The organism is Dyadobacter tibetensis Y620-1 (assembly GCF_000566685.1).
Lineage (GTDB): Bacteria > Bacteroidota > Bacteroidia > Cytophagales > Spirosomataceae > Dyadobacter > Dyadobacter tibetensis.
Genome location: NZ_AZQN01000001.1, coordinates 579,240 through 591,127 on the forward strand (window position 1 = coordinate 579,240; position 11,888 = coordinate 591,127).

Consider the following 11,888-nt stretch of genomic DNA (forward strand, 5'->3'; position numbering starts at 1 on the left):
AATAAATTGGGAGACATAAATTGAGAAAAGTAGTTAATATAAACAAAATTGTTAGAATTTTGTGCTTTTTATACGACACCAATGCGATTAAGATTTCAATTTCTTTTCCTTTACTGGATTTGTTGGATAATTCTCTTCCAATTTTTCAGGATGGTCTTTATAATCTACCATTATAATAAGGCCCTGGAACTTCCGGCATCCTACTGGGCCCAAAGTGCCTGGCATGGCCTATCCATGGACATATCATTTGCCTCATACCTTCTAGTCGTCCCTACGCTTCTGATGAGCTTTACATTCCGTCAATGGAACTGGTACCGGCGATTGATGCAAACATACACCTTCGTCACTACCCTGATCATTGCCTTATTAGTATGCATAGACTTGGAGCTTTTCCGGGCTTGGGGCTTCCGCATTGACGGTACCTCCCTGCACTACCTGAACACCCCTAAGGAAGCATGGGCATCTATGAGTGCTGCTCCTATAGGTCTGGTTTTGTTCATCGGCATTTTATTATTCCTGTTAAGCAATGCGGTACTGAACCGGGTAAACCAACGGCAGCTCCCTCATCTTTCTCGGGTTAAACCCTGGGCATTAAACCTTTTGGTGTTCCTGGTAACCACCTCCGCTTGGATCATTCCTATCCGGGGAGGCTTCCAGCTGGCTCCAATGAACCAGAGTACTGTATTCTTTAGTGACAAAAGTTTTGCCAATTATGCCGCAGTTAATGTCCCCTGGAACTATGCAAGTTCCTTAATTCATTCTACCCACAAAAAAGACAACCCCTTTAAATATGCCCCGGATAGCCTGGCGCAAGAATTAGTGCAAGATTTATATGCCCCTGCCGATAAGATAACGGAGCAATTACTAGATCCGTCTAAGCTAGATTCGACTAAGTTAAATGTCATTGTTTTAATTTGGGAGAGTTTTACTGCGAAGGTAGTTGAACCCCTGGGAGGCATGAAAGGAATCACTCCTCATTTCAACGGTCTGATTGGGGAAGGGATCTTATTCAATAATTTATATGCCAGTGGGAACCGAAGTGATAAAGGAATGGTGGCTATTTTGAGTGGTTATCCTGCGCAGCCCACTGAATCTATTATTAAAATCCCAACCAAGACGACCAAATTGCCATCTTTACCCAAAAGTTTCCATCGAAGTGGTTACCATACTGCTTATTACTATGGAGGGGAAACAGAATTTGCCAATATGAAAAGCTACTTCCTACAGCAAGACTTCGACAAATTAATCGATATTAATGCCTTTGAAAAGAAGGAAATGAATAGCAAATGGGGTGCTCACGATCATATTGTTTTAAATCGTCTGCTAGAAGACCTGGATCATACTCCTACCCCATTCTTTACGACCCTCTTTACCCTGAGCAGCCACGAGCCCTTCGAAGTGCCTATGGCTACCGTAATCCCGGGAAATGGTCAGCAAGAGATGTTTCTAAATGCTATGCATTACAGTGATCGGGCGATCGGAAACTTTATAGAGCAAGCCAAAAAAAAGCCATGGTGGGATAACACATTAATCATCATCGTAGCGGATCACGGGCACCCTCTTCCAGAGAGTAACCTAGGAAAACCCTCTGAATTCCATATTCCCATGCTCTGGCTTGGTGGCGCGTTGCAACGAAAGGGGGAAGTCGTTGAGGCTTTGAGTTCCCAGACCGACCTGGCAGCTACCCTGCTTAATCAGCTAAATTTGCCTTCTAACGAATTTGTATGGAGTAATGATATTCTAAACCCCTCTCGCAAACCATTTGCCTATTTCGCATTTAATAATGGTTTTGGATGGATGCGACCCCAAGGTTTTCTGATACATGATAATCTTGGAGGGAATATTATTGGTAGGCAGGGAAGCCTAAACGATTCAGAACTAAATATAGGAAAGGCCTATTTACAGACCTCCTTTAATGATTATTTAAGCCGTTGAATTTAAATCCTTAAATTTGCGGTATTAAAGCAAAAAAATGAAAAAAGTAGCATTTTATACACTAGGCTGTAAACTCAATTATTCCGAAACCTCCTCAATTGGAAGGATGTTTGAGCAGAAAGGTCATATGAAGGTCGATTTTAACGATCGTCCTGATGTATTTATTATTAATACCTGCTCGGTAACAGACAATGCCGACAAAAAATGCAGAAAGATCGTCAGGGAGGCTCAAAAGATTAATCCCGATGGCTACGTGGCTATAATCGGATGTTATGCGCAGCTAAAGCCTCAAGAAATATCTGAAATTCCAGGCGTAGATGCGGTATTGGGTGCAGCCGAAAAATTTCGCTTGGTCGACCTTATTGACACCTTTCAAAAGACAGCCAGTGGACAGCCCGCTGCCATTCATGCGTCTCATATTTCGGAAGCTATCGATTATCATACCTCCTATTCTCTCAACGATCGTACCCGTACTTTTCTGAAGGTCCAGGATGGCTGTGATTATCCGTGCTCCTACTGTACTATACCCCTTGCAAGGGGCAAAAGTCGCTCAGACAGTATCGCAAACATTGTTAAGGCGGCCGAAGAGATTGCGGCCCGAGACGTGAAAGAGATTGTGCTGACCGGTGTAAATATTGGAGATTTTGGAATTCAAAACGGCAAACGTCAAGAGACCTTCTTGCAACTCGTGCAGGCTCTGGATGAGGTAGAAGGAATTACACGTTTTAGAATTTCTTCCATTGAGCCAAATCTACTTTCCGATGATATCATCGATTTTGTGGCTCAGTCGAAGCGCTTCGCTCATCATTTTCATATTCCCCTCCAATCGGGTTCCGACCATATCCTTAGCCTTATGAAGCGAAGGTATCGTAGCGCACTATATGTGGAAAGGGTAAAGAGAATTAAAGAACGGATGCCTGACTGTTGTATTGGAGTTGATGTGATTGTAGGACACCCTGGTGAAACCCCGGATCATTTCCTGGAGACATATAATTTTTTAAATGAATTGCCCGTCTCTTATTTACACGTATTTACCTATTCGGAAAGAGAGAATACAGCAGCAGTAGACATACGGCCAGTCATCGATAAGGGTGAAAGGGCCAAACGCTCCAAAATGCTCCATATACTCTCCGAGAAGAAAAAGCGATATTTCTATGAACAACAATTGGGCAAATCGGGGGAAGTGCTCTTTGAAGACGAACAGCAAAACGGGCAAATGCTAGGCTTTACCGAAAATTATATTCGAGTGGCCGTCAAATACGACCCTTTATTGATCAACGAAACCAAAAGGGTTGTGTATCATGCTATCCACGATGAAGGGTGGATGGAAGCAGTAGAAGAAGAACTTAGCTATACAAGTCACTAGACTGTCGAAAATTTACCTGCTGAAAATATAAAAAAATAGCCGGAAACTTCCGGCTATTTTTCAGAAAAACAACATCCTCAATAACAATTACGCTTCTACCAGAAACTCGTCGTGCTGGCTGATATCAAGACCATCTTTTTCGTCTTGCTCAGACACTCGGAGTGGTAGTATAAGATCGGTGATTTTTAGCAGGAGCAGCGATCCACCAAATGCAAAGGCTGATACCCCTACTAAGGCGATCATATGATTAATAAATAGGCTGGTTTCTCCAAACGCAAGGCCTTGATCGGTCACTGCTGAATTCACACCTGAAGAAGCAAATACACCAGTCAATACCATTCCGACCATACCTCCTACACCGTGACATGGAAAAACATCCAGGGTATCATCCAAGGTAGAACGGGTACGCAAATGAGCAACATAATTACTGATCACCCCAGCGATTGTACCGATAAACAGTGCCGATGGAATGGTTACGAAACCTGCCGCAGGTGTAATAGCCACTAATCCAACTACTGCACCGATACAAAAACCTAGGGCAGATACTTTTTTCCCTTTAGAGACATCAAATAACACCCAGGCCAGACCTGCTGCACCGGCAGCGGTATTCGTATTAGCGAAAGCGGCTACTGCCAAGGGGCCGGCCGAAAGTGCAGATCCAGCATTGAATCCGAACCAACCAAACCATAGCAAACCAGTACCCAGTAAAACAAAAGGAATATTGGCCGGCGGAAGAACGTGATCTTCTAATAGTGATTTACGTCTTTTAAGATACATGGCACCTGCCAGAGCAGCCCATCCAGCGGACATATGCACAACGGTTCCTCCAGCAAAGTCAAGAACGCCCATCTTAAACAAAAGTCCATCTTCGTGCCAGGTCATATGGCAAAGGGGGGAGTAAATAAAGACCCCAAACAGAATCATGAATAATACATAGGACCGGAAATTAACCCGTTCCGCCATGGAGCCTGTAACCAACGCCGGGGTAATCACCGCAAACTTCATTTGGAACATGGCAAAAAGTGCGAATGGGATGGTGCCCCATGCCGGAGCATCCAAAACTCCTTTAAACATAAAGTAGGTAGTAGGATTTCCAACGAATCCACCAATATCGTCTCCAAAGGCGAGGCTAAAACCTACCAGTACCCATACGACACTGATTACGCCCATCGCTATAAAGCTTTGTAACATGGTAGAAATAACATTTTTGTTATTGACCATCCCACCATAAAAATAAGCCAATCCAGGCGTCATGAGTAATACCAAGGCGGAGGCGACTAGCAACCATGCGGTGTCGCCCGAGTCGATGCCTTCGGTAACAATTTGTGTGGGAACATTCGGAACGAAGACCCCCAAAAGGCTGATTCCCAGCAGAATAATAAGAGGTAAATAATTACGCTTTTCCATATAATTGAATTTTATTAATTAAGAAGGTAGATTAAATAAGATTGGTATTTTTAGAATTGATAAATAAATGCCATTCCAAATGTAGTCTGGCTGTTTTTCGTAAAGTCGCCTTTTGAATCTTCAAATTGTTGAGCTTCAGATGCACCGGATAGTTTAGGGTAAGCATCTAAGCGAAATTCTGGCTTAATTAAAATATGTCCGTCGGCAAGGGCAATGTTACCGGTCAGGGTATAAGAATTTACGTGCGTGCCTGCACCCTGACTGTTGACCAATCCTCTTACACCGCTGTCATTATTGAAGTATTCGTATCGAGCGCCTAGTCCAAACTGATCGGTGATGGCGAGATTTGAATACAGGGCGAATCCTCCCCAGGTTTCTGTGTCGGATGGCCCACCACTTCCCTGATAATCTCCTTTTTGCCCACCAAAAGCCGCATTGACCCCTAATAATAGCTTTTCACTTACCTGATAACTGGTAGTCAGATCTATTACCCGGTAGAATGCCGATGGCTCATTACCTAAAGAATCGGGATTGGCTTCGTTACTATGCATGAAATTTAGGTAAACATTCCAATCGGCTACGGGCGCTATAAACAACTGACTGATAATTCCTTTTTTACGATTATTATCTCCCATTCCATCAACGTTATTGACCACACCCGCCATTAAAGACACTTTGTCGGAAAAGGCATAAGTGGCTTTTAATCCCGTATGGTAAAAGGGTCCGTTATTGAATAGATTCGAAAGTGAATAATTAAAATTAGCAGGAGCATCTATCACCTCATATCCGATATGCGTACCAAATTGTCCCGCCGTCATAGAAAATTTATTAGTAAAATTATAGGTAAAATAGGCTTGTTTAATAGCAAGTGCGGTGCTAAAAATAGCGTTTCCATAATTACCCATATTCGCGTTAGGACCAAAAGTAAGATCTACTACGGCTTCTGATTTGCTATTGGTATAGGCCACTTTGGCTTGCGCCAGTCCCAACTGAAACTCGCCAGATTTTATATCGAATACCCGGGCATTACTAGCACCTGTATTAGAGCGAGATTTGGGCTTATTAAAATTGGCAGAATAATAGGAGTCCAGATACCCGGAAAATGAAAATACCCCTTTGACTTCTTCATTTTCCTTAACCTCAGTCACGGAAACCAGGGCTGTCTCCTTCGACTCTTTCTTATCATCGGTATTATTGCCTGCTATCCCGCAGACTGGAACCATTAAAGATAATACTGTACAATAGAGATTTCTCATAATTTTATTCTGTAAGGTGATTAAATTCATTTAGGTCTCATTTACATACCAAATATTAACTTTTAAATGTTTTATTCCAATTATTGCACCTAAAAAAAACCACATTTTCTATATTTTCTCACTTTTGTACCCTAAAATCAATAAATTCTATCATGTTTTTCATCATTTGTGATTTTTAACTACTTATATTAAATTTTGATTTATTAATTTTTTCCAAATTTTTTATAAGCGTAGGGTGATTTCACAAAGAACTCCTCTGGAAAGAAAAATGGCCGAGATAGTTGTTTACGGGGCGGTGAATTGATACCTGGTGGGAGAATTATATAGAGTAAAAAGGTCAGCTCAATGACCAAAAGATGATCCCAGAGGAAATGGGCCTATAAAATGATATTTAGTAAATGGGCTCTGTCGTTCTTAACTTCGAACCTAAGCAGACCCTCCAGCGAAATAATGCCTTCGAGAAGAAAAAAAATAAAGGGCAAACCAGAAGAAGGAAGTAAAATAGAGGCCCTCCAAGACTATTTTGGGAAATAATTGCAACAATTTTGACAAAAAAAAGAGCCCAACTAGCGTTGAGCTCTTTACAAAACTTATTTAAATACTATTCAGCATGTAGCCAGGCTTTCTTGGCATAGAGCGTCTCTTCGTCTTCCTCATGATCTGGATCAGGAACACAGCAATCTACTGGACAAACAGCTGCACATTGAGGTTCTTCATGAAAACCCATACATTCTGTGCATTTATCATTTACTATATAATAAAATTCGTCAGATACAGGAGTCTGCTTTTCAGTGCCACTCACGATGGTACCGTCGCCGAAGTCTACCTCGTCCAAACTAGTTCCATCACTCCATGTCCACTCTACCCCGCCTTCATAAATCGCAGTGTTAGGGCATTCTGGCTCGCACGCCCCACAATTTATGCATTCATCGGTTATCATTATAGCCATAGTCGCCGGATTGTTTATATTTGTTGCTATTTCTTGTCAGTACAGACAACAAATATAACTATTTAAAGTTTCCAGACAATCAGAAATTTTAAATCCATTTTAAATATTAAACTTTTTTAAGTCCCCCTGTAATGATTTCAAGAAAAAACCGCATCGATGCCCTGGTAAACCTAGGGAAAATAATAGGTTCGGAACATAATAAAGCAAAGATGGCCGATTGGGCAGAAGCCGCCTACAGAAAGAATAATTGGTTTACACCTGAACTTGTAAGCCAATCCCTGCAAGCCCTAGCCGAGGAATATTTACATGAGGAGAAACTTAATCTTTGGTCCGAAAAGTACATCGAACCCCATTCCTCCAAAAAAATTGGTGTAGTTATGGCGGGAAATATTCCAGCAGTTGGCTTTCACGATGCCTTATGTGTGCTCGTTTCGGGACATCAGCTAATGGCCAAATTAAGCTCAGACGATCAGGTTTTGATGAACCTATTATTCCAACAGTTAATTGAAATAGAACCTCGTCTGAAGGCATCCATCCAGGTAGTGGAGCGACTAAACACCGCGGATGCCTATATTGCTACCGGAAGTGATAATACGGCCCGATATTTCCACCATTATTTTGCCAGTAAACCTCATATCATCCGAAAAAATAGAACTTCTATAGCAATACTCTCGGGAGAGGAAAGCAGGGAAGAACTTGAGGCCTTGGGAAGGGATATCCTACTTTATTATGGCTTAGGCTGTCGCAATGTCTCTAAGCTATATGTACCCGTAAATTATGAATTCACGGCATTCTATGAGGCCATTGAAGAGATGGCACCCCACTATTTAAATCACCATAAGTTCTTTAATAATTACGAATACAACAAATCCATTGTGCTGATCAACCGGGTACCGCATCTGGACAACGGATTCTTAATTCTAACTGAAAGTCCCGCATTAGTCTCCCCGATCAGTATGCTACATTATGAGACCTACACGTCTTTAGATACGGTTCGGCAGAATCTTGAAGAGCAAAAAGAGAAAATTCAGTGCGTAGTAGCAGCCTCATCAGCTATTCATCCTGATAGTGTAACCCTGGGGCGAAGTCAACTTCCGGGCCTGAATGACTACGCCGACAATGTGGATACCATGGCCTTTCTCCAGGCCTTGTCATAGGGAATCATGCCCCTTGATGGACTGAGAATAAAGTCTTATATTTCAGACCATCGCTTCGCCCACACAAGATGACCAGGAAGGGGCTAAACGCATAATCAAAGAAACTATGAAGAGAATCGGATTACTATACGCGGCAGAGAATACCTTCCCTAATGCATTGATTGAAAGAATTAACTCAAAAAATGTTTCCGGTGTACTTGCTGAAAGTGTGCGAATTGATCAGGCTTCCCCTGTTTCACCACTGAACTATGACCTGATAATCGATAGGATTGGACCTACCATCCCCTTTTATCAGTCTGTACTAAAACAGGCCGCGCTCCAGGGTACAACCATTTTAAACAATCCATTTTGGGTAGGAACCGATGAAAAGTTTTTTAATATGAATGTCGCATTAAAACTCGGAATTCCTATTCCCAAAACCGTGCTACTGCCATCAAAAGAACGACCTGATGGGACAAGTGAGAATTCATTTAGAAATTTATCATTCCCCATGGCCTGGGAAGAGATGTTTCGGTACGTAGGATTTCCTGCCTTCCTGAAACCTCATCGGCGGATTGGCCATAAAAAAGTATTTAAGGTAGTCAATGCACATGACCTGTGGCACAAACACGAAGAGACGGGTCAGGAAGCTATGATGCTTCAGCAGGAAATCAAATTTGATGCCTATTTTCGCTGCTACTATGTGGGTGGAGAACAGGTACTCATCATGCCCTATGAACCCCATAATCCGCACCATTTACGATACGCGACAGAGAACAGGATTCCCGAAGAAAAGCGTACTGCTCTATTAGGACAAATGGAGACTATGACCATCCGCCTTAACAAAGCCCTAGGCTATGATATCAGTGCCGTCGAATTTGCTATTCAGGGAGACACTCCTTATTTGATAGACCCCTGCGATCCCATACCAGATGCAGATATATACTCCATTGGCCCTGAATATTTTGAATGGGTAGTTGAAGCCGTCGCTAATCTAGCTATTTCAAAGGCTCTTTACGAATATAAATCTGAGAATCATCTAACCTGGGGAGATAGTGTAGGCTGGCCCCTAACGAATACTCATAGGGCTGGACTTGATACCAAAGAAAACCTCATTACGAAAGGCAAGCAATCGGGCCCTAATACTAAAGCTAATAAACCAACGCTTAAGAAAGACACGGCCCCTAAAAAGGCTTAGATATACTTATTTTACTTTTAATACCATTCACCGTACAATACTTTTTGAAAGTATTAGACATTTAAAATGCATACTACACAAAGACAATTATTTTTTGCTCACTTGGCTCAGACATCCGACTCCCCTTTGGCTCTTGATATTTCACGGGCAGAGGGGCTATATATGTATGACCAGGAGGGTAAGTCCTATATGGACCTTATATCAGGCATTGGAGTAAGCAATGTAGGGCACCGGCACCCTAAAGTGCTCAAGGCTATATATGATCAGCTCGATAAACATATGCATTTGCTGGTCTATGGAGAGTTTATACAAAGCAGCCAGGTACTTCTAGCTCAAGCCCTGGCGAATACACTCACCTTACCTGAAGAGCGATCAGCTCCATATGGAGCAATTGATCATATATATCTTACCAACTCAGGCACCGAAGCAGTGGAAGGAGCAATGAAGCTTGCCAAGCGTTATACCGGCCGAAACGAATTCATAGCCTGTTATAATGCCTATCATGGGGCAACACAGGGAGCATTAAGCCTTGCGGGAGCGGAGTTTTTTAAGAATAGCTACCGTCCATTGCTCCCGGGTATCAGCCATATTGAACACGGTGCGCTGGCAGACTTATCCCGGATCACGGAGAAAACAGCCGCCATCATTATTGAAATTGTTGGAGGAGAAGCTGGTGTCCGGATTCCTCCTTCAGGTTATTTCGAAGCCCTACGCCAACGTTGTACAGAAACAGGAACCTTGCTTATACTGGATGAAATCCAAACTGGTTATGGACGCACAGGCTCCTTTTGGGCCTTTGAACAATATAATATTTATCCTGATATACTTTTAAGTGCCAAGGGCATGGGTGGTGGCATGCCTATCGGAGCTTTCATGGCCTCTCAAACGATTATGCAGGTCTTCAAGGACAATCCTGTCCTGGGCCATATAACCACCTTTGGGGGTCATCCGGTGAGTGCAGCCGCGGCATTGGCGGCCTTAAATGTAACACTCGAAGAACGTCTTGCTGAGAAGGCCATTGAGAAGGGAGCACTATTTAAGGAACTTCTCCGTCACCCCCGGATCAAGGAGGTAAGGGGTAAAGGATTGATGTTGGCCGTTGAAATGGAATCCTTCTCCATCTTAAAACGAACCATAGACCTTTGCATTGACCAAGGAATAGTAACCGATTGGTTCCTGTTCTGCGATAATGCGATGCGAATAGCGCCTCCATTAATCATTGAAGAAAAAGAAATCAGGCTGGCATGCGATATAATTTTAAAAGCAATGGACCAGCTCGACTAATGGCCTAAGCTGCGGGTCGTGAGACAATCCAACTTTATTTAAAGATGAAACAGACCATTCAGAACGAACATTTAAAAATCTCAATACTTGACAAGGGTGCTGAGCTCTGCGAAATAAAATCGAAAATCAATGACCTGGAATATATATGGCATGCCGAACCATCTGTTTGGGGTAGTTCTGCTCCTGTGCTTTTCCCTGCCATAGGGGCCGTGAAAGAGGGGGTCGTTTATTATAAGGGACAACCGTTTCATTTACCCAGACATGGATTTATTCGTAATAACGAAAAAATGCAGTTGATCGAAAAAACAGAGACGAAGGTCACCTATTGCCTGAAGCAGGATAAAGCTACACTGGAAGTTTACCCTTTTGCGTTTGAATTTTATATCTCGTTTATTCTCGACGGCAATTCCTTGCAGGTTCATCATCGCATAATTAATCCTGACGAAGAACCCCTTTATTTCTCATTGGGCGGTCATCCAGCATTTACTTGTCCGTTCTATGAAAATGAGAAGTATGAAGACTATTATCTGGAATTCGACGAAATAGAAACGGACGTTACCTGGCTCTTAGACGAAAAGGGGTTAGTCAGGCCACAGACCAGACCCGTATTGAATCAGACATCTGTCCTGCCACTGAGCCATGAACTTTTCAGGACTGATGCTTTAATTTTTAAAAATCTTAAATCGAAAGGAGTATCCCTGAAAAGTCGAAGGAACGCCACCTGCGTTCGCATGGACTTTACAGATTTTCCTTATCTGGGAATCTGGGCCAAGCCAGAAGGCGATTTTGTGTGCATTGAACCCTGGTTGGGCATAGCCGACAGTACAGAAGCCGATCAGCAACTAGAAAACAAAGAGGGAATGGTACAACTGGAAGGAGGTTCTACCTACCAGGCAGCTTATACTATAACCATTATCGAATAATGGCCTAACAGCATATATAAAAAAAATGCGCACAGATACCATTCGGGCTCTGTGCGCAACATATAGGTCAAATCCTTAGACTCAAACAGTCTCAGTCAATTGTGCATTCAATTTTTCTTCCAAAGTAGTTTTGGGTACAACCCCTACCACTTTGTCTACCAGCTGACCTCCTTTAAAGATCATCAGAGTAGGAATACTACGAATTCCAAACTTAGCAGGGACAGCAGAGTTCATATCAACGTCCATTTTACCAATTACGGCCCTACCTTCATATTCTCCAGCTAGCTGCTCTACAACCGGCCCGATCATTTTACAAGGCCCACACCATTCGGCCCAAAAATCAACCAATACTGGTTTTTCGCTTTGGATTAGTTCCTCAAAGGTGCTATCGGTAATTTCAAGTGCTTTTCCCATTTTAGATTCTGTTTCTTGGT

10 protein-coding genes are annotated in these 11,888 nt (G+C 42.6%); 6 read left to right on the top strand and 4 right to left on the bottom strand.

Going from position 1 to position 11,888, the window contains the following annotated elements:
* Positions 1-150 precede the first annotated feature (150 nt).
* Both X939_RS0102450 and mtaB read left to right on the top strand, forming a co-directional pair.
* Positions 151-1,935: an LTA synthase family protein gene (locus tag X939_RS0102450; protein ID WP_229235947.1), complete on the top strand. Its 1,785-nt coding sequence runs from the start codon at positions 151-153 to the stop codon at positions 1,933-1,935.
* A 37-nt stretch (positions 1,936-1,972) separates the two neighbouring features.
* Complete coding sequence (gene mtaB / locus X939_RS0102455) at positions 1,973-3,301, top strand: tRNA (N(6)-L-threonylcarbamoyladenosine(37)-C(2))-methylthiotransferase MtaB (protein ID WP_025761692.1); 1,329 nt, start codon at positions 1,973-1,975, stop codon at positions 3,299-3,301.
* Positions 3,302-3,388: 87 nt separating this feature from the next.
* On the opposite strand, the gene X939_RS0102460 is transcribed toward mtaB, so the two are convergent.
* From X939_RS0102460 to X939_RS0102470, 3 genes are all read right to left on the bottom strand, one after another.
* Positions 3,389-4,708: an ammonium transporter gene (locus X939_RS0102460; protein WP_025761693.1), complete on the bottom strand. Its 1,320-nt coding sequence runs from the start codon at positions 4,706-4,708 to the stop codon at positions 3,389-3,391.
* A 50-nt stretch (positions 4,709-4,758) separates the two neighbouring features.
* Positions 4,759-5,964, bottom strand: a complete 1,206-nt coding sequence (locus tag X939_RS0102465; RefSeq protein WP_229235949.1) for a porin — start codon at positions 5,962-5,964, stop codon at positions 4,759-4,761.
* Positions 5,965-6,565: 601 nt separating this feature from the next.
* Positions 6,566-6,913, bottom strand: a complete 348-nt coding sequence (locus X939_RS0102470; protein WP_025761695.1) for a 4Fe-4S dicluster domain-containing protein — start codon at positions 6,911-6,913, stop codon at positions 6,566-6,568.
* A 131-nt stretch (positions 6,914-7,044) separates the two neighbouring features.
* On the opposite strand from X939_RS0102470, the gene X939_RS0102475 reads away from it, so the two are divergent.
* The 4 genes from X939_RS0102475 to X939_RS0102490 all read left to right on the top strand — a co-directional run bounded on the left by X939_RS0102475 (position 7,045) and on the right by X939_RS0102490 (position 11,454).
* The gene (locus X939_RS0102475) at positions 7,045-8,070 is read left to right on the top strand and encodes an acyl-CoA reductase (RefSeq protein WP_198034351.1); all 1,026 of its coding nucleotides are present in this window, start codon (positions 7,045-7,047) and stop codon (positions 8,068-8,070) included.
* 106 nt (positions 8,071-8,176) lie between these two features.
* Positions 8,177-9,247 carry an ATP-grasp domain-containing protein gene (locus X939_RS0102480; RefSeq protein ID WP_025761697.1) on the top strand — a complete coding sequence of 357 codons (1,071 nt, stop codon included), beginning with the start codon at positions 8,177-8,179 and terminating at the stop codon, positions 9,245-9,247.
* Between the two features lie 66 nt (positions 9,248-9,313).
* On the top strand, positions 9,314-10,531 hold the full coding sequence (locus X939_RS0102485; RefSeq protein WP_025761698.1) for an aspartate aminotransferase family protein: 1,218 nt from the start codon (positions 9,314-9,316) through the stop codon (positions 10,529-10,531).
* Between the two features lie 44 nt (positions 10,532-10,575).
* Positions 10,576-11,454, top strand: a complete 879-nt coding sequence (locus X939_RS0102490) for an aldose 1-epimerase family protein (protein WP_025761699.1) — start codon at positions 10,576-10,578, stop codon at positions 11,452-11,454.
* A gap of 81 nt (positions 11,455-11,535) precedes the next feature.
* Here X939_RS0102490 and trxA read toward each other — a convergent pair whose 3' ends face one another.
* Positions 11,536-11,868, bottom strand: a complete 333-nt coding sequence (trxA, locus tag X939_RS0102495) for a thioredoxin (protein ID WP_025761700.1) — start codon at positions 11,866-11,868, stop codon at positions 11,536-11,538.
* Between the last annotated feature and the right edge of the window lie 20 nt (positions 11,869-11,888).

Coding starts and splice junctions, on each gene's coding strand:
- X939_RS0102490 (WP_025761699.1), top strand. CDS start 10,576: ATGAAACAGACCATTCAGAACGAACATTTAAAAATCTCAATACTTGAC.
- X939_RS0102475 (WP_198034351.1), top strand. CDS start 7,045: ATGATTTCAAGAAAAAACCGCATCGATGCCCTGGTAAACCTAGGGAAA.
- trxA (WP_025761700.1), bottom strand. CDS start 11,868: ATGGGAAAAGCACTTGAAATTACCGATAGCACCTTTGAGGAACTAATC.
- X939_RS0102485 (WP_025761698.1), top strand. CDS start 9,314: ATGCATACTACACAAAGACAATTATTTTTTGCTCACTTGGCTCAGACA.
- X939_RS0102465 (WP_229235949.1), bottom strand. CDS start 5,964: ATGAGAAATCTCTATTGTACAGTATTATCTTTAATGGTTCCAGTCTGC.
- X939_RS0102470 (WP_025761695.1), bottom strand. CDS start 6,913: ATGGCTATAATGATAACCGATGAATGCATAAATTGTGGGGCGTGCGAG.
- X939_RS0102450 (WP_229235947.1), top strand. CDS start 151: ATGGTCTTTATAATCTACCATTATAATAAGGCCCTGGAACTTCCGGCA.
- mtaB (WP_025761692.1), top strand. CDS start 1,973: ATGAAAAAAGTAGCATTTTATACACTAGGCTGTAAACTCAATTATTCC.
- X939_RS0102460 (WP_025761693.1), bottom strand. CDS start 4,708: ATGGAAAAGCGTAATTATTTACCTCTTATTATTCTGCTGGGAATCAGC.
- X939_RS0102480 (WP_025761697.1), top strand. CDS start 8,177: ATGAAGAGAATCGGATTACTATACGCGGCAGAGAATACCTTCCCTAAT.